Genomic DNA, 24,580 nt, shown 5'->3' with positions numbered 1-24,580 from the left:
ACCCGAAGACACTCTGTTCAAAGTCATAATTAGATACTAATAAATCACATTTTAAAATTTTAACTAAAATGGCAACCCCGATGCTTGAGATTTCAAGAATTTCTGATAAATCGATTAAGCAAATTTTAACAAATCTGGAAGATGTTGATGAATTAAATGCGAATTTACCCGGCGGTGGGAAATTACATATTGAAAAAGAAGTGCCTTACCTGGTACTATATAGGAAAAAGAAAAATGATAAAGGCACCTCCAGAATTGTTCACAGTAAAGCAAGTTACCTTATTATTGGAGATGAAGAATTTGAAGGGTATAAAAAACTTGTTTATGAATTAAGCAATAAACTTTCTCCCATCTTCACAACATATATGCTCTTAGAAGTTTACTCCGGTGAACCTGGAAGCAATGTATTCCAAATAAAAGGGCCTGAAAAAAAGCTTTCCTCTACCCTGGAAATTTTAAAAAAGGAGTTGGAGGAGATAAATACAAAATTTTCAGGTTTGTATTTACAGGCAAAAATTAAAGACACCCCTCACAGGCATGCAGAGAATTCACCACCAGTAATGGACCTGGAAAAAGCGAAACTTTGCGGAGCTTTAATTGTAAGCCTGGAAATACCTCCGGTGTTCAGAAATGAAAAAGGCGAGTTATATCCTGTTTTTTTTAGAAATTTCAGGGATTTTGTGATTGCTGCAATCAAGAAATTTATCTATGATTATGTAAGGGTACAAACCTCGTTTGTAGCGGCAAGTTACAATTCTCTGGGGCCCAAATATCTCAAAGAGAAAGTTTTTGAAATAGATAAAAAGTTAGCTCAAATAGAAACTAGTTACCAATTTTTGTGGTTGGTATCCCCTTCTAATATATACAATATCAAAAAGACCTTTTTTGAAAGTAAGTATGAAAAAATTCTGGATTACCATTACCGGATCTTACCTATTGATCCGGATGTTCTAAAAAGAGATCTTTTCAATTTAAAAATAGAAGAGATTGATGATCCTGCCATGTCTTATTTATTTCGGGAAAAACGGGAAGAGCTCGATCAGCAAATAACCATGCTCAACGAGCGCGGCACCCGTAATTTCTTTTATAACAGTATTCGCCTGTACAAAGGGGTAGATAAAATTTTATTTAGTGAAGCTAAAAACCTGTTAAATGAGGTGGAAGAGGTAACCGAAACCAAATCCCTGGATATTATAGATTCTAAAGGTTTTAGCAGCCTTGCAAGAAAAGAGTTTGACTATTTTTCACAGCAGGATGATAATTTTAAATGCAAAGTACACATCCGGAAAGATGTAAATATTATGATGGTTTCCCAGGGGGAACTCTATATTCCTGAAGATTATAAGATGAATGAGAAAGAGGCTCAAGCCTTGATTCAGCACGAAGTGGGAACACACGTATTAACCTATCATAATGGAAGCCGTCAACCTTTACAGCAATTATGTATAGGTCTGGCAGATTACGATCCGCTACAGGAAGGATTAGCTGTAATGTCTGAATATTTGGTAGATGGTTTATCACCAAACCGGTTACGAACCCTCGCAGGCCGGGTAATAGCAGGAAATGCTTTAATGGATGGTGCAGATTTTAGAGGGATTTTTAACCTGCTGAAAAATGAATATGGTTTTACCCCAATACGGTCTTTTAACATTACGTCGAGAATTATGCAGGGAGGTGGATTTTTAAAAGACATTATTTATTTAAAGGGATTGGTAGAATTACGAAAATATTTACAGGAGGGTGGCGAATATGAACCCCTTTTAGCAGGAAAATTTGGAATAAAGCATATCAGCATAATAAAAGAATTAACAGACAGAGGAATTCTAAAACCGGGAGTGTTACGTCCCAGCTACTTATTAACCGAAAATGTAACAGAGAAATTAAATTTAATCAGAGAGGGATTACCTCTATCCAAAATGATAAGCACATGAAAATATGTTTTGTTGTAAACAGTGTTGAAACCGAGAAATGCGGTACTACTGCTTATATAATGCATGAAGCGCGAAAGCGGAAGCATCAGGTTTTTGTAATGGGAGTGGGAGATTTTAATTACACCAACAAGCAGGAATTATCTGTTATCGTGACGAGTTTACCTAAAAATGCCGAACCTAAAACAGCACAGGATTTTATCGAAATATTACAAGGCGATAAGGCAAAGCAGGAAAAAATTAATACAAAAGATCTGGATGTGCTTTTTATACGTAATAATCCCACCGAAGAAGAATCTGGGCGGGAATGGGCAGAACATTCCGGAGTTGCATTTGGGCGAATGGTTCAACAAGAAGGAGTACTGGTCCTTAATGACGCATTTGGATTATCCAACGCTTTTATAGATAAATTATATTTTGAAGAATTACCTGCAAGTATTAAACCCGCGTCGCTTATAACCAGAAATAAAGAAGATATTCTGAAATTCTTTGAAGATCATAAAAAGAAAATGGTTCTTAAACCTCTTGAAGGATCGGGAGGGAGAGGGGTATATTTAATAGATAAAAATGAAAAAAATCTGAACCAGATCATTGAAACCCTTTCTGGCGAAGGTTATATTATTGCTCAGGAATTCTTACCCGGGGTTAAAGATGGAGATGTTAGGGTATTGCTTATGAATGGAAAAGTAATGGAAAAAGATGGGAAGATTGGAGTTATTAGAAGAATAAGCAGTGAAGGGGAATTTAGAAGCAATATTTCCCAGGGAGCAACTACAGAAATTAGCCCATTGACAGATGACATGAAAAAGATTGTTGAGGTGGTAGCTCCAAAACTTATAAGGGACGGATTGTTTTTCGTGGGGCTTGATATCGTAAAAGATAAATTAATCGAGATCAACGTGTTAAGTCCGGGTGGAATGGATCGCTTTCCCGACGTAGGATTATCAGATTTTTCGGATGTGGTGGTAAAAGCCATTGAGAGAAAACTGGAGTACAAAAAACACTATGGAAATAAAATTTCCAACAGGGAATTGGCAACGATGGATTAATGTGATTCAGAAAAAGATATTATGGGGAACGAAAAAATGGACGATCCTGCTAGGATCATTGGAAAATACAGCAGTGGCAAAAATGGCCCTTTGCTCTTTATAACAGCCGGGGTCCACGGGAATGAACCCAGCGGAGTGCAGGCACTGGAAAGGGTTTTTGCTGAACTTAAAGCGGTTAAACCTCAAATTAAAGGAACTATCCTTGGTGTGGCCGGCAATAAAAAAGCTCTGGAAACAAACCAGCGCTATATTGATGAAGATCTTAACCGGACCTGGAAAGAAGAAAGCATAAAAAATAAAATAAAGGAATCACATGAGCAGCGGGAAATGTTTGAGATCATAGCCCTCTTGGAACAGCATCCTGAAAAGAATTTTACTAAAAGATATTTTCTCGATTGCCATACTACCTCTTCAAACAGCCTTCCTTATATTTCTGTTCAGGTGGTTAATGACAATGATGCCTGGGCCCATAATTTCCCTACTTACATTGTGAGAGGATTCAGCGATATAGTTTATGGTGCCATTGACCATTATTTAAGCAGAACAGGCCTTACCGGTTTTACATTTGAAGCAGGGCAACACACTCATAAAACCTCTGTAGAAAATCATGAAGGTTTAATATGGCTTGCCTTAAAAGAAGCTTGTGATTTAGATCTAACTAAAATCTCGTGCTATCCTGATTGTGTTGATAATTTTGCGAAGAAGAATGCGCCAACTCAAAAAACATTTGAAATAATTCACAGGTACGGACTGGAGGATGGAAATACATTTAAAATGCAACCTGGTTTTGAAAATTTTCAGAAAATAACTAAAGGAGAATTTCTTGCCATAAAAAACGGAAAGGAAGTAAGGAGCGAATGGGATGCATATATCTTTATGCCACTATACCAATCTCAGGGAAATGACGGTTTTTTTGTGGTGAAGGAAGTTTAAACGGTAAAACATTAGTATAGAATGTTAAATTCTTCAGAATCATTTATTCCATTTTTTGAAGCTAACAACTCAAAAACCAAACACAATTCTTATATTTATAGAAACACTGAAAGATCTAATAGAAAACAGATCTGATTTAAATTCCAGGATTATGAAATATTACTTTCTATTTGGCTTTATAATAGCTGCAGCTACCGGAATGGCACAGGATACAAACATTGAGATCCCGCCACCAGAAATTCAGATAAAAACAGCATTACTTGCTGCTCCTGCCGATAAGCGCAGTGAGGCCATGGTTTATGGATATAATTCAAAAGGACAAATGCAGGTACTTCAGGAAGGTACCAACAATTTAGTTTGCATTGCCGACGATCCAAATAGAGAAGGGGTCAATGTTTCCTGTTACAATAAAAAACTGGAACCTTTTATGGCACGCGGAAGAGCACTAACCGCTGAAGGAAAATCGGAAATGGAAAAAAGGGAGATTCGCAAGCAAGAGGCAGAATCCGGAATTCTGCAATTAACTGATACCCCGAGTATGGTCTACATTTTAAGTGGAAGCGAAGAGAATTACGACCAAACCACAGGAGACCTAATAGACGGGAAATTTAGATATGTAATCTATATGCCGTATGCTACCACAGAATCTACCGGACTGCCTTCAAAACCAGAAGTTCCGGGAATGCCCTGGCTTATGGATCCCGGAACTCACCGTGCTCATATTATGATTACTCCTGAGAATAAATAAATTATGGAAATCGTATTTCTGAAAAGACAATACTTATAGCAAAGTTAATTTAAATGGACTTCTATTTTCTGAAATTCAGCAAGTAGAAGTCCGGTTCTTTAATTTTGCTAAAGCTCACTCCTTGCTCCTATTTTTGATTCTGAAACCCGGGCTTTAAAATTTAATCTAATAAAGCACTCTGAAACGAATTGTATGCTCAATATCCTTTAATTCCCTTATCACTTCAGCACCATATACTTTATCGATATCTGTTATTACATAACCGATTGTTTCATTGGTTTTTAAGTGTTGACCAACAATATTGATATCGTGGGAGGCCAGGATTTTATTTATCTTTGCAATGATGCCCGGTTTATTAAGGTGAATATGGATCAGTCTATGGGCATTTTCGAGTATAGGAAGTTGCAGGTTCGGGAAATTCACACTGTTGGTAGTACTTCCTGTATTTATATATTCCATTATCTTTCCGGGAACAAAATTCCCGATATTTTCCTGCGCTTCTTCTGTGCTACCACCTATATGCGGAGTTAAAATCACATTGGGTAAATTACGAAGTGAAGATTCAAAAGTTTCCTTATTGGTTTTTGGTTCTTCAGGAAAAACATCTATTCCTGCACCTATCACTTTTCCGGAAGAAATATTCTTTACCAGCGCATCGATGTAAACAACGTGCCCCCGGCTCAAATTTAGAAAGATCACTCCGTCTTTCATTTGGTCAAATTCTTTTTCGCCTATAAAATTCTTATTATCCTTTCTTCCATCTACGTGTAGGCTTACAATATTTACTTTTTCCAAAAGCTCTTTCAAACTGTTGCATTTGGTGGCATTTCCTAATGCAAGCTTCTCTGCTACGTCATAATAATATACATCAAATCCTATAGCCTCGGCTACTACAGATAATTGAGAACCAATATTACCATAACCTATGATCCCTATTTTTCTTCCGCGGATCTCATGGCTGTTATTAGCCGATTTATCCCAATTCCCCTGATGCATTTTCATCATTTTATCGGGTAAATTTCTGGTAAGAAGAATGATTTCCCCAATCACCAATTCTACTACAGAGCGCGTATTGCTATACGGGGCGTTAAATACCGCCACTCCCTTTTTAAGGCATTCTTCAAGGTCAATTTGATTGGTCCCTATACAAAAAGCTCCTACAGCGATAAGCCTTGGCGCATTGTCCAATACTTTTTTGGTGAGCTGCGTTTTTGAACGGATCCCAAGAACAGAAACATCCTTTATTTTTTCAGCAAGCTCATCTTCATCCATCGCCCCAGAATAGGTGGAAACATTATAGCCCTCCTGTTTTAGAATGCCCAGCGCATCCGGATGAACATTTTCAAGCAGAAGTACTTTGATTCGGTTTTTAGGGTAAGAAATAGCTTTATTCATATTAAACAGGTATAAAAATTCATCCATACTGGGCGTGATATGATCTGCTTTCTCCAAAACATTACCACGCTCCACATTTTCGGTAAAGGCATAAAATTTATTAGCGAGCCCCGCGGCCCGTACTTCATAATCTGTATAACCATCACCAATCATGTATACATCCCCTTTTAGATCCAGGGATTTTAGGGTGGCAACTTTTCCATTATTTGATGAAAGCACATTTTCCTTGTCAAAACCTACGATTTTCCCTGCTGTATCAAATTCAAAAGAATTTGCAAACACATTTTCCTCTTTGATCCCCAGCTCCATCACAATTGGAACTATAAACTCTTTAAAACCATTTGAAATGATATAGATATCCTCACGGAATTCGTGAAAAAAGGCTTTATTTCTAACAAAAGATGTAGATATTTTCCTTTTTAGAATTTCTACCAGTAGAGGTAGATGTTTTTCTTCAGCATTTAATAATTCCAGGCGCTGGATCAGGGATTCTCTCAATGATAATTCGCCAGCCATCCCTTGATTGGTCAATGCTTCCAGCTTTGCCAATTTTAATTCTTTATCTGCTTCATTTGCAAGGGAGATCTCTCCTAATACATCCAGGGCTTCAACCTGAGTGAACGTACTGTCAAAATCTATTACATAACTTTTTTTGGGTTGCATATTTTTTATTAAATAAAGATGGGATTCAAAATTAAGATTTTTGAAATACAAAACAGTATGCTAATAGCTAAACTTATTGGAGGTATTGGTTTCATAAATTAATAGACCTATTAGTAACAAAAACTGAGTTTTTATAAATTCATGATAGCTTTTATTACATATAAAACATAAATCAAGCAACTCCTTTCAAGCTCACGAGCCAAATCAACGGAAAAATATCAGGAATTTGCGTGAATTCCCGCCCGAAAGCACAGTGGGCCATCAGAGAATAAAACCCTGGTGGATTAAACTCCTGTCAAATTCTAAAATATTCGTTACGATAACTTTCAATCCGATCTACTAAAATAGAAAAACTTCGAAATCTCATTTTTTGAACCTGGCTATTTTAAAAAAACTGGGGGTTTTCCCCTATTTTATCCTTGTATTTATTAATTTTATTTACCCCCCTCAACACACAAAATATCCATTTCTTTCTCTAAAAAAATTGGTTTACATTTGACTTATGTTATTCCGGAAACAGCCAACATTGGTCAGTTACATCTTTTCATACGCTCATTCTAAAGTATGATTTTATGGTGTCTCATCACGCTAAAATATTGGTTAAACCCCCATTTATTTAAGATTCTAAAACACTTGTCTTTTGAGAATTGATTTCTATAAAAAAAGATATTTCCGTATCTTTAAATGTCTTGCTATAAAAGCAATCTTTTACCTCCAATTCATTTCGTACCTGGAAATTATCATTTTAAAAACAAAATCCCCTCCCCGGCTTAGATAAAGGATATCAATTTAAACCTTAAATATTAATTTGATCACCAAATAAATAAAACTCCAAGTGGATTTGATTTTAAGGTTTTCCTTTTTCTTACAAGATCAGGTTTGAGGTAAAAATAACGAAAATTGAACCTGATAAAAAAGGTATAGAATTCAAAAACAATTTAAAAACAACGTTATGAATACAATTAAAATCCTGGGAATTCTTTTTGTATTCCTTATGCAATCATTTATAGTTCATGGGCAGGAGAACGACTCACAAATGTACTGGATCCATGAAGACAGAACCAAACCTGCCATGGCTAATAAGCAAGAAAGCGTGGACAAGGAACTCATAGCGGCTCTCAGGCAACATGAAATCACCGATATCAACTGGTTTACAATGGTTTCTTCTGATTACCGTTATTTTTATATCTCACCTATTGAAAATATGGCTGCTTTTGATGAAAATCCTTTTGCCAGCCTTTCTGAAAAGATGGGACAACGAGAAACTTCTAAAATCTTTGATAAGTACAATGATTGTTACGAGGCGCACGGGGATTATGTGATCGTTCTTGATAAAAATTTATCCTATCAACCGGATGGTGTCAACGTAACTCCGGTTGGTAAAAATTTTAGAAATAATACCATTTATTATTTCACACCGGATAACGCTAAGAAGGCTGAAGAACTGGCAAGAAAATTTAAGGAATTATACACCAAAAACGATTCAAACCTTAATTATAGATTATATCGCAGTGGTTTTGGCACTATGGGAACCTATTTTATGATAGCCGCTGCGGCCGAAAGCCCCGAAGATTATGAGCGTATGATTGTAGATAACAGGCTGCTCCTTGGGGAGGAAGGCGCCGAACTTTATCGCGAACTGGAAGAAACAATTTCCGACATAGAGATTATAAGAGGGTATATACGCCCAGATCTTTCCTATACATTACGGAATTAGGTTTTTTTTGCCTTCAATAACCCCTTTCTTAAGGATTCCATTTTTATTCTATACCTCATAACATTAAATAATAAAATTGCATCTTGTTAAATTATTTTATTCGCCGAGGAACGATGAGGTGTTGTTAAAATAACCTAGGGGAAATTCCAAAAAACTTGAAGCAATTTTAATATCTACCAAGAAATTTAGTGAAAAAATATGGTAACTTTATCCTAAAATTATAGATGGGAGAAATAGCTACATCCGAAAGACAAATAACCATATATTATAATCCGGAATCGATTATTGCCGAAAAAACCTTGGCTTTTGCCAAGGCGGAAGGAATGGCAATTCTGGAAATAGACATTTTAAAAACTCCTTTTACCGGGACTCAATTAGCAGAATTATCCAGCCGGTTAAATATGGAAATCAAGGACCTGGTAGATCAGGAAAATGATTCCTATAAATTGAAATTTAAGGCACATAATTTTTCAACAGACGACTGGATAAAAATGATACGATCCAATCCTGAAATTATTAGGCATCCTATAGCGCTTCGGGGAGATAATACCGTTCTTGTTCATACCCCAACTGATATTCTTAAAGTATAAAACCATTTCAGTTAAAAATTTTAATGAAATAGTTAAATTCAATTCATTCGTTTCGGAATATAGCGCCTGTTTGAAGTTTCATTTTCTCCATTGTGCAGATTTTAATCATTACTAAAAATCTAATTTATAAGAGGGGAAGTATTTTGAACCTTTACTTTTTTTTTGTAATTCTGGTATTTTTGCAGAGGCCATTCTTCCTGGAAATTTTAGTTTCAATTATTTAATCATTCCCCGGAAGCACATAGTAATAAATAGAGATAAAATGAGAGAAACTTCCAAATAATACAAACAGGTGAAAAATCGCATGATTAAATTTTATTCTGTTCAAACTAAAAATCAACGCTCCCAGGGTATATGAAATTCCACCGGAGAGAAGCCACAAAAGTCCTGTATCCGGTAAGTTTTCCAACAAGGGTTTTATTGCAAAAACTACCACCCACCCCATAATAACATACATAATAGTAGAGAGGGTTTGATATCTTCCCGTAAAGAAAAGTTTTAAAATTACTCCGCAAAGTGCCATTGCCCATATCACTCCAAAAATTATCCAGCCAATAGTTCCTTCAAGGGTTACCATCGCAAAAGGAGTATAGGTGCCTGCTATCAGGACATAGATGGCGGCATGGTCCAGGATATTAAGCCGGTAGCGCAACACATGGGATTTGGCGCTGTGATAAAAGGTAGAAGCCGCGTAAAGCATTACCATACTCGCCCCAAAAATACTGAAACTTACAAGGTGTTTAATTTCACCTAATTCATTTGCTCGTAAAATAAGCAGTATTAGGCCAATTATGCTTAGTGCAAAACCAAAGCCGTGAGAAAAAATATTAAGTTTTTCTTCCAGGGGAGGGTAAAATTCTGGCTTTTTGCTGAGTTCCATTGCGCTAATCTTTTATTTATAAAAATAAGCACAATAGATGAAAAAGAATGTTTAAAACACTATAATTTACACGATGATCCATTTATTTCAGGCCATTTTAAAACTTCCCCTTTTCTCAATTTTTAATTATACGTTGCGTTTTAGGGTGCACCAACTAACGCCATTCTTCTTTTATTTTGTAAATTCATACCAAATTACTTATCTCAGAGCAAGCAACCAGCTATGCTAAATGAAGAACTATTCAGAATTTCGAATAAATCCAGCCCAAAAGGTCCGGGCATAGAAAAATTAAACCCGATTATGGGATAAAAACATTGCTTATGAAAACCGCATCTTTAATAAAAGATCTTGTATATAACGAGAATAAACCTGCTATTCAGGTATTGCTAAATACCGAAACCAGCAAGTAAATACGAATTGCTATGAAAAAGGATCAGGTGATGAAAGAACATAAAACCCCTTTCCCCATAGTTGTAGAAATTTTTGAAGGTAAGGTTGCTTTTGGCGTCAACGGTTTAATACATAATTTGGATAAAGGTGATCTGGTAGCATTAGAAGGCAATGTGCCGCATGACCTGCTGGCCATAGAAGATAGTACAGTAAGACTCTCCTTATCGATAGCCGATACTGCCGGAAGAGTTGAGGATGTGGCAAACAAATCCTGAAAAAGAGAATTTCTATACACTAATAAAAAGGAATGAGTTTAATATCTGTTTAGCTTTGCAGCTCAATAACTAGAGTATCATTCCTGATTTAGCGACATCCCAAGGGAAGGTTAAAAGCTTAAACCCATCGTTCTAAAATCATACCTTGCAGGTATTAACAGGAAATTTGGCAAATGCTATATATTATTCACAATTCTGCAGATCTTGAGGAGATAAAAGAAAAAATTATTCCCTTGCTTGAAAACAAGGATTACACGTTGGTTTCTTATCCCTTAATCCCGGATTTTAGTCCGCAGGATAATGCTGTTTTTCTTACCTACTTAGGGGATGAATTTCTTGCAGAATTTTTACCCAGAGCGGCAAATAATGAATGGGAGGTAGGGATCTTACCTCATCCTGATATTAAATATGCCATCCAGGGTTTGGGGATCTCCAAAAACCTGGAAGAATCGGTTAAAGAGATCCTGGAAACGGACAAAGCTTATAAGCTTGATCTTCTTTTTTGCAACGACCAACCCGTTTTCCAGTCGGTTAATATTGGGGATGTTTTTGCAATCACAAAGGATACCAAAAAGAATAATTTTTTTTCAGAAGTTTTACATTTTATAAGGAATATCCGGCAATTACCCTCTCTATCTCACAAGCCCTTTGTTTTAAGCATCGATGGAGAAAAAATCATCAGCACTTCTGCCCTTGGGATAGTGGTTGTTGAGCATGCCATGAGTTCGATAATTTCAAAAAGGCTTATTTCAGAAAGTTCTATTAATGATGGGCAGTTTAATGCCGTTATCCTTTCACCACAGAATATCCTGAATTTATTTTGGTTTTTATTCCGAAGTCTCTTGCCAAGAAACAAATTCAGCGATTTACCTTCCTTTATAGGTCAAATAAAAACCTCAAATTTAAACATAGAAAACCAGTCAGAAGTTGAATATACTATAGACGGCAAAATCCAATCGGCTAAAAACATCAGTTTTGAAGTGGTAAAAGATGCGCTTTTTATCAAGCAAAAAAGTGCCTATGCCTCGGATGGTGACGAAGCCAATGGTAAAAATAGTTTACGAATCGACAAACTACCTACCGGAGAAAAGAAGCTGGAGCTTACAAAACGTAAACTTCCATTATTACCGCGGGCCACCTCCGAAGAGTTTGAAGACCTTTTTAAGGTCTTACGGGAAAACGCAGAGGCGACATCCATTTTTGTGGTAATGATGATACTTTCTACCCTAATTGCAAGCTTTGGATTGTTTGGTAATTCCTCTCCTGTAATAATAGGAGCCATGATCCTGGCCCCAATTATTTCGCCCATAGTTTCTTTCTCGATGGGCATGGTACGATATGATGTAAATATGCTAAAAACCGGAGTCATCACCATACTTATAGGGACGGCTGTTTCACTGATTTTTGCTGCCGGCGTGAGTTTAATAATCCCTTTAAAGGTATTGACACCGGAGATCAATGCAAGGCTCTCTCCTACTTTGCTTGATATGGGAATCGCAGTAGCATCCGGGATCGCAGCAGCTTATGCACATGCCAAATCTGGTATAGCTAAAAGTCTGGCAGGGGTAGCAATTGCAGTAGCTTTGGTGCCACCACTGGCTGTTGCAGGAATTGGAATTGGCTGGTGGGACTGGGATGTTTTTTCCGGGGCTTTTTTATTATATTTAACCAATCTTGCCGGAATTATTATGTTTGCCGGCATCACCTTTTTACTATTAGGTTTCGCTCCTTTTAAAAGAGCAAAAATGGGCCTGGCTTATACCTTTATTATAATTGCCATTGTCATGGTTCCATTATCTCTCTCGTTTAACCGAATTAAGGAGGAAGCAAGCATTACATCACAACTGGAAGGTTCCCTTATTGAGAATGCAGTTCTAAAAGAGGTGAAAGTTCGTTTTGGGAAAAAATTATTGGTCTCCGTGAAGGTAGTGAGCTCGGAACCAATCAAATCTATTGAAATGAAAAGAATTAAAGCTGAAATTGAAAACCGGATAGGAAGACCTATTACCCTGGAAGTTGTTTCGGCGATGGAATTTTAAAATTAATTTCCCGGGAGTATGCTCCAAAGTTCTCTTAAAAAAAGAACTATGCAGAATTTCGATAAAGCCGGAGAAAATCGAGAACCTCGGGGTAAGCCCGCCCTAATGGTACGGGCAAGCCCGCCCTAATGGTACGGGCAAGCCCGCCTGAATGAAATTCATTTCGGGCATCCCGTTAGCTACGGGGACGGGGAATTAAACACTCAATGAGGGATTAAAACCCACTGCTGGGATTATACTGAAAAAATGACTTCAAAAGCAAATAGCCCTGAAGAATATGTTCAGGAATTACCTGAAGAAAGGAAAGCAATAATCCAAAAATTAAGGAAAATAATCCTCGATAATTTACCGGATGGTTTTGAGGAAACCATGAGTTACGGAATGATAGGATATGTTATTCCCCATTCGGTCTACCCAAAGGGACATCATTGCACACCTAAATTACCATTACCCTTTATAAATATCGCCTCACAAAAAAATTTCGTGGCGCTTTATCATATGGGTATTTATGCAGATAAAAATCTTTTAAATTGGTTCACTTCAGCTTATAAAAAAATTTCAGGAAGAAAATTAGATATAGGGAAAAATTGTATCCGTTTTAAAAAAACAGAAGCTATTCCCTATAATCTAATAGCAGAGTTGGTTTCAAAAATTACACCTCAGGATTGGATCCAAACCTATGAGGAAACTATCAAAAAAAAGGACAAATAGTTCCAACCCATCCTATTGTAAACTAAAGACCAATTCGCACCTATTTTTTTTGAAAGTCTCTCAATACATATTGCAGGATACCTCCATTTTGATAATACGCAATTTCTATTTCTGAATCCAGCCTGGCTTTTACTTCAAATTCAATTTTTTCTCCGGTTTCCTTTACCGCAATTACCTGTATCATTTTACCCGGGATCAATTGGTCTTTAATACCTGTTAAAGTGAAACTTTCCTTTCCGTTAAGACCAAGTTTAACCGCATTTTGGCCAGAAATAAATTCCAAAGGCAAAACCCCCATCTGCATCAGGTTACTACGGTGAATACGTTCAAAACTCTCTGCTATCACTGCCTTTATTCCCAATAAACTGGTTCCTTTTGCAGCCCAGTCCCTAGATGATCCACTTCCGTATTCTTTACCGGCTATAACGATTAATGGAGTTTTGTTTTCTGCATATTTCATCGCTGTTTCATAAACGCTTGCCGGTTCCCCGGATGGCAAATGAACAGAATATCCGCCTTCTTTATCGGTTAATTGATTCTTTATACGAACATTGGCGAAGGTTCCCCGCATCATCACCTCGTGGTTTCCACGTCTGGAGCCATAGGAATTAAAATCTTTGGGATCCACTCCTTTGCTGATAAGGTATTTCCCGGCTGCCGAAGTTTCACTGAAAGCTCCTGCGGGTGAAATATGATCTGTAGTAATAGAATCTCCCAAATATAAAAGAACACGTGCATCCCTGATATCGCTAAGATCTTCGGGATCGTCACTTAGGTTGATAAAGAATGGAGCTTCTTTAATATAGGTGGAAGTATCTTCCCAGCGATATTCGGTTCCTGTAGGTGCTTCCAGTTTTTGCCAGTCCTCTTCTCCTTCAAAAATCACATCGTACACATTTTTGAAATCTTCTATCCTCATACACTCATCAATGGTTTTATTGATCTCTTCCTGAGATGGCCAGATATCTTTCAAATAAACCGGTTTTCCGTTTGGGTCATGCCCCAGGGGGTCGTTTAGCAAATCTATATCTACCCTTCCTACTAGCGCATATGCCACCACGAGCATTGGAGACATTAAAAAGTTCATCTTTACCTGGGAATGGACCCGGGCTTCAAAGTTCCGGTTTCCGGAAAGCACCGATGCAACCACAAGTTCATTTTCATCTACTGCCTCCGCAATGTATGGCGGTAAAGGACCGCTATTGCCAATACAGGAAGTACACCCGTAGCCAACGGTGTGAAAGCGAAGGGCATCAAGATCTTCAGAAAGACCCGATCTGTTCAAATAATTTGTTACAACTTTTGAACCGGGAGCCAGGCTGGTTTTCACCCATGATTTAGTCCTTAATCCACGCTGAAGTGCTTTTCTGGCAACCAGACCTGCTCCCACCATCACGGTAGGATTGGAGGTATTGGTACAACTGGTGATTGCTGCAATAACAATACTTCCGTCACTTAGCTTAAAGTTGGCATTTTTAAATTTAACCTTAACCGATCTTAGTCCATCTTTATCGACCTCCACCTTTTCTCCGGAATGTTCTTCAGAAGAGGTGAATTCGGTTCCGCTTCCACCTTCTTCCAACCATCTATTCTCCTGCCTATCCTCTAATGGAATATACCTTCGGGAGAATTCTTCTTGTAAAATTCCTGAGAATTTTTTGTTCAAATCCTTTACCAGGATCTTATCCTGTGGACGTTTAGGCCCAGAAACGGTTGGCTCCAGAGTACTTAGATCCAAATCTACAATTTCGCTGTATTCTATTTGTTCCTTTCCGGTACGCCACAATAGGTTTTCTTTACAATATTCCTTTACAAGCTCAATTTGATTTGAAGACCTGTTGGTACGTTTCATATAATCCAGAGTTTGATCATCTATAGGAAAATAAGTAACGGTACAGCCAAATTCAGGAGACATGTTGGCGATGGTAGCACGATCTGTAACCGTTAAGAAATCCAGAGCGTCGCCAAAAACCTCCACGAATTTCCCCACTACTCCTACTTTCCTAAGAAGTTCTGTAATAGTAAGAACCATATCTGTAGCGGTACAACCTTCCGGGATCTTCCCAGATAATTTTAAGCCTACAACTTTAGGACAGGTAAAATAAACAGGTTGTCCCAGCATCGCTGCTTCTGCTTCTATTCCTCCAACACCCCAACCTAAAACACCAATCCCATTAACCATGGGAGTGTGCGAATCTAAGCCAACAAGAGAATCTGGAAAAGCCCAGCCATCCTTTTCTATAACTCCTTTAGCAAGATATTCAAGATTTACCTGATGGCAAATCCCCATCCCCGGAGGAACGACTGTAAAATTACTAAGGCCGGATTGTCCCCATTTAAGAAGTTTATAACGTTCGGAATTCCGTTCGTATTCCTTTTCTACATTTTTTGATTTGGAATAATTTGTTCCGAAGAAATCCACCTGGACAGAATGGTCTATAATAAGATCAACTGGAATTACCGGGTTTATTTTGCTTCCATCACCGCCTTTACGGATAACTTCCCCGCGCAGGGAAGTAATATCAACCACAGCCGGAACTCCGGTAAAATCCTGCATTAAAATACGGGAAGGTTTAAATGGGATTTCCTTATCTACCCCTTCCGCTTTCCAATTTTTCAGCGTATCCAGATGTTCATCTGTAATCGCAAAACCATCATGATTCCTCAATGCGTTTTCAAGTAATATCCGAATGGAGAATGGAAGTCGTTGAACATTAACTCCTTCGGTTTCAAGATTCTTAAGAGATGCTATTTTCTGTTTCATATGTAGCTTTTTATTGTTTTTTAATGGTCTCCCGATAGCTATCGGGAGCAATTCGCATATCTTCATTGGTGTTTGTATCGTATTCGCGTTATAATCTTTTGATAATTGAAATTTTTCCTTGAATAATTAACAAAATTATTCCGTGAATCTTAAAGATAACTTATATAATTTTTAGAGCCTTGTCTTTTAAAAAAGAATTAACCTTATTCCACTACTTTATAATTCAGAGTATGAACAATTGTAAAAAGGACTGAAATCAAGGACCTCGGGGCAAGCCCGCCCGAACGGTACGGGCGGGCCCACGAGGTATGAATTGGAAAATATTTTTAAAAACTCGAGGCAAGCCCGCCTGAATGAAATTCATTTCGGGCATCCCGATAGATATCGGGACGGGGAATTAAACCCTCAATGAGGGATTTAAATAAGACAAATTTATCCTAATAAACAATTATCTTCCTATATTTGCAGCAAACCTTCAGAAGAAATGTTTTCAAAAGCATGTGAATACGGAATTAGAGCTACTATTTATATAGCGATGCAATCCTTGCAGGGAAACAGGGTAAACCTGAAGGAGATCTCTAAGGAGATCGATTCTCCCGTAGCATTTACAGCAAAGATTCTTCAACAACTTGCAAAAAATGACATTATAAATTCTGTGAAAGGACCTACGGGAGGATTTGAAATAAATAAAAAAGATATAGACTCCATTAAATTAATCCATATCGTATCTGCAATTGATAGTGATAAAATATTCAACGGATGCGGATTGGGCTTAAAAGAATGCAATGAAGATTTTCCCTGTCCGGTGCATTTTCAATTTAAGGAAATACGGGATAACCTGAAAAAGATGTCCAGTGAAACAAGTATTTATGAATTGGCCACCGGACTGGAAGTTGGACTTACATTTTTAAAAAGATAAAAAAATTTACCCCTATCATAGATAAAAAGGTATTAAATTCCTATTTATGAGAACAACTTGATTTATGACCAATTTCTATAAAAATCCATTATAAAAACCCTTTTAAAATCTCCCGGGGTTCGAATTTTAGGGAGGTAAATATCAATTTAAATATCTAAAATTTACAATTATGACAATTACAAAAGAAAAAATCGTTGGAGAATTGGTAGCTGAAGATTATAGAACAGCTCAAATTTTCAAAAATCATAAGATCGATTTTTGCTGCAATGGAAATCGCAGTATTGAAACAGTTTGTGAATCTGGAAGTATTCCTCTGGATGAACTCTTAACAGAAATAGCTACGTTGCAACAGGCCAGCACCGGAAGATCAAATGATTATAAAACCTGGCCTTTGGATTTACTCGCAGATTATATCATTAAAAAACATCACAGGTATGTAGCAACAAGATCTTCTGAGATAGTTCCTTATCTGGAAAAATTATGTAAAGTTCATGGATCAAGGCATAATGAATTATTCGAAATAACAGAACAATTTAAGGCATCTGTTGGTGAACTTGCGGCTCATATGAAAAAAGAGGAATTGATCCTCTTTCCTTTCATAAAAAAAATGGTTGAAGCCAAACAGGAGGAAAAAGAAATTCCACTTCCAAACTTTGGAACAGTAGAAAATCCAGTTGAAATGATGAAAGAGGAACACGATGTTGAAGGAGCTCGTTTTAGAAAAATTGCCGGTTTGACCAATAATTACCAGGTTCCTTCCGATGCCTGCAATACCTATCGGGTCACTTTCTCATTATTAAAAGAATTTGAAGAAGACCTGCAATTGCATATACACCTGGAAAATAATATTTTATTTCCCAAGGCCATAGCGCTGGAAAAAGAATTAAGGGGTTAAAAGAACCTGATATATGTGAGGATTTAAAAAATCCTCACATAATTTTTCTATTTACAAACATTAAAACTCTAACTTTCCAGTAAATGCATAAAATTCAATTCTTTCATCAACCTGAAAAAGCATCTTCTATAAAGCTTGTAGGAAAGGGTTAGATCCTTTTCCTGGCAAGGTTCAGAATGTGATCCTGCAATCTGAAAAATGCTCATTTAGAATATAAATATGAAACAAACAAAACCTTTAAAAAGAGATAAAGCCCTTCAACCGGTAAGCCATGACCATCATCAAGGACTGCTGCTTTGTTGGAAAATAAGAAAAGGGATAAGTAAAAATGTAGCTCCGGAAAGGATGAAAAATTACACCAATTGGTTTTTCAAAACGCATTTAATCCCACATTTTGAACTGGAAGAATCCTTGCTGTTTCCCATTTTAGGCAATGATCACGAACTGATAAAAAAAGCCCTGGCAGAGCATCGCAGATTAAAGCGACTTTTTGAAGCAAAAATAAATCTTATCGAAAATTTGAGCCTGATTGAAGAAGAACTGGAACAACACATTAGGTTTGAGGAGCGTATTTTGTTTCAGGAAATCCAGAACCTGGCGACTGCTACAGAATTGGATCTGGTTGCACAAAATCATACCAATGAGAAATTTCTGGAAAATACCGAAGATGAATTCTGGAAATAGGTTCTGGTTTAATCCCTTTATTTAGACTGATATTTTCAGGTTTATCAATTAACTCAACGCGAGAGCTCACCAGCTATGAAAAAGAGCCCTAAATCCACTGTCAGGATTACTTCTAGATCGTCATAGAAAATATCCGGGTTTTTGGCTGATTCCTAATTAACCGAAGATCAAATGCCATACACACATTTCTCACAAATGGCCGGGCTTCCTCTTTCAGTTTTAATGAGTTGGAAGTTATTTCTACCAGGTTATCAACCTCCATCTCCCTTAATTTTTCTAAGCAAGCTTCCAGCTCCGGAAACTTCATCTCATCGCTCTCCCAGGAAGTCTCAAAATTACACATGATATTCAGGATATGTTTCCTTACTACCAGATCTTCCTCAGTGAGCAAATGTCCTCTCAAAAGCGGTAATTCTCCTTTGTTTACCATTTCTGTATATTCCTCCACACTTTTCACATTCTGTGCAAAACTGTACCAGGAATCGCTAATTGCACTCATTCCAAGGCCAATCATAAGCTGTGTCTTGCTGGCAGAATATCCCATAAAATTTCGGTGAAGTTTTTTATCCTTCATCGCCTTATACATAGAATCTGTTTTTAATGCGAAATGATCCATCCCTATTTCAACGTAGCCCAATTTGGTTAAAAGGCTTTTTCCTGTTTCGTATAAAAGCCGTTTTTCGTCAGCATCCGGAAGGTCTTTTTCGTCATATCCCCGTTGTCCTACTCCTTTAATCCACGGCACGTGGGCGTAACTATAGAAAGCGATTCTGTCCGGTTTTAACTGGCTGGTTTTTTCAATAGTGTCAATAATGCATGCCTTGGTTTGATGTGGCAAACCAAAAATAAGGTCGTGACTAACTGAAGTATATCCTATTTTCCTGGAAGCCTCTGTCACCGCCTTCACATTGCTGAAAGGCTGAATTCTGTTGATAGTTTGCTGAACCTTGAGATTATAATCCTGCACCCCAAAACTGCTTCTTTTAAAACCAAGATCAAATAAGGTTTGTTGGTGTACGCCAGAAGTATTATTTGGGTGACCCTCAAAACTAAATTCGGCATCGACATGTTTTTCAGCTTTTTTAAAGATCCCGTCAATAAGCTTTTTCAGATTTTCCGGACTAAAGAAAGTGGGGGTTCCACCTCCTAAATGAATTTCCTTTATTTTGGGTTTTTCGCCTAAAATTGCACAATATAAATTCCATTCCTTAAGAACAGTATCTATATAAGGTTCTTCGACGCTATGTCTCTTGGTAATGCGTTTATGGCAGCCGCAAAAAGTACAAAGGTTTTCACAAAAAGGTAAATGTATATAAAGACTAATCCCTTCTTCCTGATTGCTTTCTTCAAAAGATCTCTGAAGCGTGGAGATCCAGTTTTTCATCGTTACGCCATCTTCATCCCAAAACGGAACCGTTGGATAACTGGTATATCTGGGGCCGGGAATGTTATATTTTTGAATAAGACTTTTTTTGGTACCCATAGAACTGCTTTGAAAATGAAATTTTAAGAAAGCAAATTTCAAAAATCTTAGTTGGATTTTAGATGATGACCATCATATTTCAGAAGAACTTTTATTCATTCCTGATCCTTTTTCTCATATAGATAGAGAACTAATTAGCGCGTAGAATATTTTCGCGCTATTCCAAGGGAAGAATATCCAGAATTGGAAATTTCAAAGCAAAATGACCAGGGTGCTTACTTCAGTAAAAAGCAAGAAAGGCAGACACCTAAATATAATCCCCTGTGTATTTATAGTAAAAACCTGGTATTAGGACTTGATTTTCACTTTGATGTTTTCTGTTTCAATAGTAGACAGGAACTCTAGTTTTCCTGCTTCATATAATTCATCAAGATCTTCAAGAGGGGTACTAAAATCATCTATCTTATAATTCTCATAATCCGCAAAACGGATCCCATCAATCACCCGTTGATTAAAGGCCTTTCTAAATCGGATACCGCCATCATCAACCTGAAATTTATACGCGAGATAATCTATTGTAAAATCATTTTTATGGATCCAGTACATAAAAACATCATGATGATCGGCACCGCCACCTTCCTGCTTAAAGGTTATTTTCACCTCGTAATATGGCGCTCCGGCTATTTCCGCTTCCTCAACCAAGTCTTTGTTAACGGCCTTATCATTCAAACCATAAGGTAAATGTGCAAAATAATGCACAGAATTTACGCTGCTTGTATAGCGCGTTGCCATAGAATCCGGAACTTTTATCAAACTGTCATTTCTAAAACGTTGGTACCCGGTGTTATTTACCACATCCCTGTAACTTGTATCTGTAGAATCCAAAATCATTCTTTCCAGGTGAAATTCTCCACCGTTTCGAATGCTTTTATAGGTATGATCCCTGAATTTAAAATCGATGGTTGCCTTTAGATACTTAGCTCCTCCCGCATTTTCAATTGTTTTATCAATGATTTCTTCTGCTGTGATCTCATTTTTCTCTTCCTGGCAGGAAATAAAAAAAACCGTAACAAAAAGTAATATGAAATATTTCATCTGTTTATTTTATTGTTTTAGCGGACTCACGATAGCTATCGGGAGTAACATTCATATAATCATTCCCCGTATGAGAAAATTTTTTTAATGGATGTTTTTATATATTTTTATCAATATTGCCTCAAAGGTACTAAAATGACAGTAAAAAACAGAAGGAAGGGAGAAACTGATATTTTTGAATTCATTAATTTGATGAGCACCAAAATTTACAATTACATTATAGGTGTTTCTAAAGAAAGCTTCCTATTTTTGCGTACGTATGAAAAAGAGTACCAATAACATCAACATCAAGAACCGAAAAGCCAGGTTTGAATTTGAGATCCTGGATAAATTTATCGCGGGGATCAAGCTTTCGGGAACCGAAATAAAAGCCATCCGACTTGGAAAAGCTTCTATTGCTGAAAGTTTTTGTGAATTTCAGAATAATGAACTCTTCGTGATCAATATGACGGTGGAAGAATATTCGCATGCATCCCATTTTAACCACGACCCAAAAAGCGCGCGCAAGCTTTTAATGAAGCGACGCGAACTAAATAAACTTGAAAAGGAAGTCAAAAATTCCGGACTTACCATTGTCCCGCTACGCTTATTTATCAATGACCGCGGACTGGCGAAATTACAGATTGCCCTGGCAAAGGGTAAAAAACTCTTCGATAAACGCGAAACAATCAAGGACCGGGATAGCAAACGCAGGCTGGACCGCATCAAGAAAGATTTCAATTAATCCTCCATCCTTTTATAAATAGCTATTTTGCTGAAGTAATTCAAGAATAATGATCGGTAAAATCACGCTTTTTATTCCATTCTTTTTAATATTCAACTGGAGCTTTTCTCAGCTTACTGGAAAAGTTACCAATACTGAAAATGAGCCACTCCCCTATGTGAATATTTATACCGAAGATGGAAAATTTGGAACTACCACCAATGAAGACGGGGATTATGCGCTCAAGATATCAGAAAAAGGGGAATATAACCTGGTGTATCAGTTTTTGGGATTTGAAACCCTTCGGAAGAAAATAAAATTGGAAATTTTTCCTTTTCGCCAGGATATTATACTCACCGCAACTACTACCAATCTTGATGAAGTCACTATAAATTCGAATGAAAATCCGGCCGACCAGATAATCCGGAAAACAATCGATCAACGGAATCAAAACCTTGCAAAAATCAAACAATATTCGGCAGATTATTACTCACGAGGCCTTTGGCGAATCAAAAATGCCCCGGAAAAGATATTAGGCCAGGATATTGGTGATTTAGGCGGTGGCCTGGATTCTACGCGTAGCGGAATCGTTTATTTAAGCGAGACCATTTCTAAGATCAACTATTATGCTCCCAATGATTTCAAAGAAAAGATCCTGGCCTCAAAAGTTAGTGGAAATGATAATGGATTCAGCCTGAATTCTGCCCGTGAATCGGAATTTTCATATTATGAAAACACCATAGATCTAAATGCTAAACTTGTATCTCCAATAGCCGATTATGCCTTCAATTATTACACCTATAAGCTGGAAGGGGTGTTTTACGATGAATCGGGACAAATGATCAACAAGATACGGGTAACTCCCAAACGCCCGAAAGACAGGGTGTTTTATGGCCTAATTTATATCGTTGAAGATTCCTGGCAAATCTATGGACTAGCTCTTAATACTACCGGAAAAGCAATCCAGTTTGAACCAATTGAAACCCTTACATTCACTCAAAACTTCAAATATTCTGAAGCAAACAAATTCTGGATCAAGATATCACAAACCGTAGATTTCAGTTTCGCGATGTTTGGTATTTCCGGAGATGGAAGGTTTACCGCGGTTTACAGCAATTATAATTTTGATCCCGGTTTTGACAACAAAACCTTTACCCGCGAGGTATTGACCTTTGCTGATGCAGCCAATAAAAAAGATTCTCTCTACTGGAAAACTATCAGGCCGGTTCCACTTACCGCAGAAGAGCTTTCAGATTATATCAAAAAAGACAGTATCCAGGAATTGCGAAATTCTAAAACCTATCTTGATTCTGTAGACAGGGTTCAAAACAAATTCAACATTTCCAATCTGGCTTTTGGATACAGCTTCAGCAACTCCTATAAAAAACAAAATGTCAGCATTTCTTCCCCGCTTTTCGGCACTCATTTTAATACGGTTCAGGGCTGGAATACCTCGGTAAATATAGGTTTCCGGCAAAATCAGGATGAGAATTTTGGGAAATTCTGGCGATTGTTTGGTTCGGTAAATTATGGTTTTGGTGACGATAAGCTGAGATTCAACGGTCTTTTTCAGAAAAAGTTTAACAATTTCTCAAAACCTGTTTTAACGATTTCGGGAGGTGTTAAAACTGAACAAATCAATACTACCGAACCTATTTCAGAAAGGATCAACGATATTACGAGCCTGTTTTTTCAACGAAATTATTTAAAATTATACGAGAAAAAGTTTGTAGCGATCGGGTTTCAACAAGAGCTTTTTAACGGGTTCCAATTGACGTCGGACATCAGTTACCAGGATCGGTCTGCACTTTTAAATACTACAAATCAATCCTGGATAAACCGGGATGGAATAGATTATACCTCCAATAATCCGTTAAAACCAGATAATTTTGGTTCTATTCCCTTCGAAGACCATCAAATTTTCAAGCTTAATCTTGTCGCCAAAATAGATTTTGCGCAGAATTATATGAGTTATCCCAACGGTAAATTCAACATGAGTTCCAATAGATTCCCTACACTCTACCTGGCTTATGAAAAAGGATTTGGCGCAGATGTCAAGAATTATAATTTTGACCAGCTTCGGGCGGCAATTATTCAGGAGGTGAGTTTAGGAAACAAGGGGACTTTTAGCTATAATTTAAAGGCCGGGACATTTTTAAATACGGGAAATATCGCGTTTTTAGATTACCAGCATTTTAACGGAAATCAAACCAGGATTGGGAATGGCAATTATAACAACAAATTTAATCTTCTACCCTATTATGCGCTAAGTACTAATAAAAGTTATTTTGAGAGTCATTTTGAACAGGATTTTAAAGGTTGGGTCCTTGGGAAGATCCCGGGAATTAATCAACTAAATTACAACCTCATCCTGGGAGCGCATTTTCTTTCAACTGAAAACAACAAACCCTATTCCGAATACTCCTTGGGAATTGACAATCTGGGCTTCGGAAAATACCGCCTGTTACGACTGGATTATGTTATTTCCAATTTTGAAGGAAACAGGCAGGGAGCTTTTATTTTCGGCTTGAAGTTCCTGGGGGTTTTTGAGTAATAAATTGGCTAAGACTCTATACCACCCGCTATATCCTTTCCAAATCTATTTTTTCTTAATTCTTTATCCTAAATCCTAATGGTGTTCATTTGCTGCCAAGAAAACAGACCCAAACTAAGGGTTTTCAGGTATTGTTTTGCCTTCAAAACAAATCTAAATTTAATTAAGAACTAATCTTCCCTACGAGTATTTCCCCTTTGGTTACGTTTAAATATTTTTGAGTAG

The 24,580-nt window shown here is 37.2% G+C and carries 19 protein-coding genes; 14 read left to right on the top strand and 5 right to left on the bottom strand.

Translation table 11 applies throughout. The features are described 5' to 3' along the window. Nucleotides 1–68 precede the first annotated feature (68 nt). From GILLI_RS15265 to GILLI_RS15250, 4 genes are all read left to right on the top strand, one after another. Nucleotides 69–1,931 (top strand): peptidase MATCAP family protein, encoded by a 1,863-nt coding sequence (locus GILLI_RS15265; protein WP_006990021.1) that lies wholly within the window; start codon nt 69–71, stop codon nt 1,929–1,931. Next, nucleotides 1,928–2,977, top strand: a complete 1,050-nt coding sequence (locus tag GILLI_RS15260; RefSeq protein WP_006990020.1) for a glutathione synthetase — start codon at nt 1,928–1,930, stop codon at nt 2,975–2,977. Before GILLI_RS15265 ends, GILLI_RS15260 begins: the two co-directional genes overlap by 4 nt. Nucleotides 2,978–2,998: 21 nt before the next feature. Then, entirely contained in the window at nt 2,999–3,910 is a 912-nt protein-coding gene (locus GILLI_RS15255) for a M14 family metallopeptidase (RefSeq protein ID WP_006990019.1), read from the top strand. A 151-nt stretch (nt 3,911–4,061) separates the two neighbouring features. Then, nucleotides 4,062–4,658 (top strand): hypothetical protein, encoded by a 597-nt coding sequence (locus GILLI_RS15250; RefSeq protein WP_006990018.1) that lies wholly within the window; start codon nt 4,062–4,064, stop codon nt 4,656–4,658. 165 nt (nt 4,659–4,823) lie between these two features. On the opposite strand, the gene serA is transcribed toward GILLI_RS15250, so the two are convergent. After that, nucleotides 4,824–6,716 carry a phosphoglycerate dehydrogenase gene (gene serA, locus GILLI_RS15245; RefSeq protein ID WP_006990017.1) on the bottom strand — a complete coding sequence of 631 codons (1,893 nt, stop codon included), beginning with the start codon at nt 6,714–6,716 and terminating at the stop codon, nt 4,824–4,826. Between the two features lie 952 nt (nt 6,717–7,668). Between serA and GILLI_RS15240 the strand changes: the two genes are divergently transcribed. Together GILLI_RS15240 and GILLI_RS15235 are read left to right on the top strand one after the other, a co-directional pair. After that, a complete protein-coding gene (locus GILLI_RS15240) occupies nt 7,669–8,433 on the top strand; it encodes a hypothetical protein (protein WP_006990016.1) in 765 nt (254 codons plus the stop codon). A 224-nt stretch (nt 8,434–8,657) separates the two neighbouring features. Beyond that, the gene (locus GILLI_RS15235) at nt 8,658–9,023 is read left to right on the top strand and encodes an arsenate reductase family protein (RefSeq protein WP_006990015.1); all 366 of its coding nucleotides are present in this window, start codon (nt 8,658–8,660) and stop codon (nt 9,021–9,023) included. Nucleotides 9,024–9,243: 220 nt separating this feature from the next. Here the strand turns inward: GILLI_RS15235 and trhA are convergent, their stop codons facing one another. Continuing rightward, entirely contained in the window at nt 9,244–9,903 is a 660-nt protein-coding gene (gene trhA / locus GILLI_RS15230) for a PAQR family membrane homeostasis protein TrhA (protein WP_006990014.1), read from the bottom strand. A gap of 422 nt (nt 9,904–10,325) precedes the next feature. Between trhA and GILLI_RS15225 the strand changes: the two genes are divergently transcribed. The 3 genes from GILLI_RS15225 to GILLI_RS15215 all read left to right on the top strand — a co-directional run bounded on the left by GILLI_RS15225 (nt 10,326) and on the right by GILLI_RS15215 (nt 13,318). Beyond that, the gene (locus GILLI_RS15225; RefSeq protein ID WP_342633069.1) at nt 10,326–10,568 is read left to right on the top strand and encodes a cupin domain-containing protein; all 243 of its coding nucleotides are present in this window, start codon (nt 10,326–10,328) and stop codon (nt 10,566–10,568) included. 173 nt (nt 10,569–10,741) lie between these two features. Then, the gene (locus tag GILLI_RS15220) at nt 10,742–12,607 is read left to right on the top strand and encodes a DUF389 domain-containing protein (protein WP_006990013.1); all 1,866 of its coding nucleotides are present in this window, start codon (nt 10,742–10,744) and stop codon (nt 12,605–12,607) included. Between the two features lie 246 nt (nt 12,608–12,853). Continuing rightward, nucleotides 12,854–13,318 carry a DUF1801 domain-containing protein gene (locus GILLI_RS15215; RefSeq protein WP_006990012.1) on the top strand — a complete coding sequence of 155 codons (465 nt, stop codon included), beginning with the start codon at nt 12,854–12,856 and terminating at the stop codon, nt 13,316–13,318. Nucleotides 13,319–13,358: 40 nt separating this feature from the next. Here GILLI_RS15215 and acnA read toward each other — a convergent pair whose 3' ends face one another. Continuing rightward, entirely contained in the window at nt 13,359–16,082 is a 2,724-nt protein-coding gene (gene acnA / locus GILLI_RS15210; RefSeq protein WP_006990011.1) for an aconitate hydratase AcnA, read from the bottom strand. Nucleotides 16,083–16,566: 484 nt separating this feature from the next. Between acnA and GILLI_RS15205 the strand changes: the two genes are divergently transcribed. From GILLI_RS15205 to GILLI_RS15195, 3 genes are all read left to right on the top strand, one after another. After that, nucleotides 16,567–17,001, top strand: coding sequence for an RrF2 family transcriptional regulator (locus tag GILLI_RS15205; protein ID WP_006990010.1), 435 nt, complete (start codon nt 16,567–16,569; stop codon nt 16,999–17,001). A gap of 169 nt (nt 17,002–17,170) precedes the next feature. After that, nucleotides 17,171–17,896: an iron-sulfur cluster repair di-iron protein gene (gene ric / locus GILLI_RS15200; RefSeq protein WP_006990009.1), complete on the top strand. Its 726-nt coding sequence runs from the start codon at nt 17,171–17,173 to the stop codon at nt 17,894–17,896. Between the two features lie 219 nt (nt 17,897–18,115). Then, entirely contained in the window at nt 18,116–18,580 is a 465-nt protein-coding gene (locus GILLI_RS15195) for a hemerythrin domain-containing protein (protein WP_006990008.1), read from the top strand. A gap of 112 nt (nt 18,581–18,692) precedes the next feature. On the opposite strand, the gene hemN is transcribed toward GILLI_RS15195, so the two are convergent. Both hemN and GILLI_RS15185 read right to left on the bottom strand, forming a co-directional pair. Continuing rightward, nucleotides 18,693–20,063: an oxygen-independent coproporphyrinogen III oxidase gene (hemN, locus tag GILLI_RS15190; protein WP_006990007.1), complete on the bottom strand. Its 1,371-nt coding sequence runs from the start codon at nt 20,061–20,063 to the stop codon at nt 18,693–18,695. Nucleotides 20,064–20,351: 288 nt separating this feature from the next. Continuing rightward, a complete protein-coding gene (locus GILLI_RS15185; protein ID WP_006990006.1) occupies nt 20,352–21,098 on the bottom strand; it encodes a DUF6503 family protein in 747 nt (248 codons plus the stop codon). A gap of 259 nt (nt 21,099–21,357) precedes the next feature. Between GILLI_RS15185 and smpB the strand changes: the two genes are divergently transcribed. Together smpB and GILLI_RS15170 are read left to right on the top strand one after the other, a co-directional pair. Beyond that, nucleotides 21,358–21,822: an SsrA-binding protein SmpB gene (gene smpB, locus GILLI_RS15175; RefSeq protein WP_006990004.1), complete on the top strand. Its 465-nt coding sequence runs from the start codon at nt 21,358–21,360 to the stop codon at nt 21,820–21,822. Between the two features lie 49 nt (nt 21,823–21,871). Then, nucleotides 21,872–24,355, top strand: coding sequence for a DUF5686 and carboxypeptidase regulatory-like domain-containing protein (locus tag GILLI_RS15170; protein WP_006990003.1), 2,484 nt, complete (start codon nt 21,872–21,874; stop codon nt 24,353–24,355). The last annotated feature ends 225 nt before the right edge of the window (nt 24,356–24,580 follow it).

The organism is Gillisia limnaea DSM 15749, assembly GCF_000243235.1.
In the GTDB taxonomy this organism is placed as follows: Bacteria; Bacteroidota; Bacteroidia; order Flavobacteriales; family Flavobacteriaceae; genus Gillisia; species Gillisia limnaea.
The sequence above is the reverse complement of the archived record's forward strand: the minus strand, read 5'-3'. Positions and strand labels throughout refer to the sequence as shown.

What these genes read in the sequence shown, in the direction of transcription:
- serA (WP_006990017.1), bottom strand. Translation starts at nt 6,716, where the DNA reads ATGCAACCCAAAAAAAGTTATGTAATAGATTTTGACAGTACGTTCACT.
- GILLI_RS15255 (WP_006990019.1), top strand. Translation starts at nt 2,999, where the DNA reads ATGGGGAACGAAAAAATGGACGATCCTGCTAGGATCATTGGAAAATAC.
- trhA (WP_006990014.1), bottom strand. Translation starts at nt 9,903, where the DNA reads ATGGAACTCAGCAAAAAGCCAGAATTTTACCCTCCCCTGGAAGAAAAA.
- ric (WP_006990009.1), top strand. Translation starts at nt 17,171, where the DNA reads ATGACAATTACAAAAGAAAAAATCGTTGGAGAATTGGTAGCTGAAGAT.
- GILLI_RS15240 (WP_006990016.1), top strand. Translation starts at nt 7,669, where the DNA reads ATGAATACAATTAAAATCCTGGGAATTCTTTTTGTATTCCTTATGCAA.
- GILLI_RS15220 (WP_006990013.1), top strand. Translation starts at nt 10,742, where the DNA reads ATGCTATATATTATTCACAATTCTGCAGATCTTGAGGAGATAAAAGAA.
- smpB (WP_006990004.1), top strand. Translation starts at nt 21,358, where the DNA reads ATGAAAAAGAGTACCAATAACATCAACATCAAGAACCGAAAAGCCAGG.
- GILLI_RS15250 (WP_006990018.1), top strand. Translation starts at nt 4,062, where the DNA reads ATGAAATATTACTTTCTATTTGGCTTTATAATAGCTGCAGCTACCGGA.
- hemN (WP_006990007.1), bottom strand. Translation starts at nt 20,063, where the DNA reads ATGGGTACCAAAAAAAGTCTTATTCAAAAATATAACATTCCCGGCCCC.
- GILLI_RS15185 (WP_006990006.1), bottom strand. Translation starts at nt 21,098, where the DNA reads ATGAAATATTTCATATTACTTTTTGTTACGGTTTTTTTTATTTCCTGC.
- GILLI_RS15265 (WP_006990021.1), top strand. Translation starts at nt 69, where the DNA reads ATGGCAACCCCGATGCTTGAGATTTCAAGAATTTCTGATAAATCGATT.
- GILLI_RS15215 (WP_006990012.1), top strand. Translation starts at nt 12,854, where the DNA reads ATGACTTCAAAAGCAAATAGCCCTGAAGAATATGTTCAGGAATTACCT.
- GILLI_RS15225 (WP_342633069.1), top strand. Translation starts at nt 10,326, where the DNA reads ATGAAAAAGGATCAGGTGATGAAAGAACATAAAACCCCTTTCCCCATA.
- GILLI_RS15260 (WP_006990020.1), top strand. Translation starts at nt 1,928, where the DNA reads ATGAAAATATGTTTTGTTGTAAACAGTGTTGAAACCGAGAAATGCGGT.
- GILLI_RS15170 (WP_006990003.1), top strand. Translation starts at nt 21,872, where the DNA reads ATGATCGGTAAAATCACGCTTTTTATTCCATTCTTTTTAATATTCAAC.
- GILLI_RS15205 (WP_006990010.1), top strand. Translation starts at nt 16,567, where the DNA reads ATGTTTTCAAAAGCATGTGAATACGGAATTAGAGCTACTATTTATATA.
- GILLI_RS15195 (WP_006990008.1), top strand. Translation starts at nt 18,116, where the DNA reads ATGAAACAAACAAAACCTTTAAAAAGAGATAAAGCCCTTCAACCGGTA.
- GILLI_RS15235 (WP_006990015.1), top strand. Translation starts at nt 8,658, where the DNA reads ATGGGAGAAATAGCTACATCCGAAAGACAAATAACCATATATTATAAT.
- acnA (WP_006990011.1), bottom strand. Translation starts at nt 16,082, where the DNA reads ATGAAACAGAAAATAGCATCTCTTAAGAATCTTGAAACCGAAGGAGTT.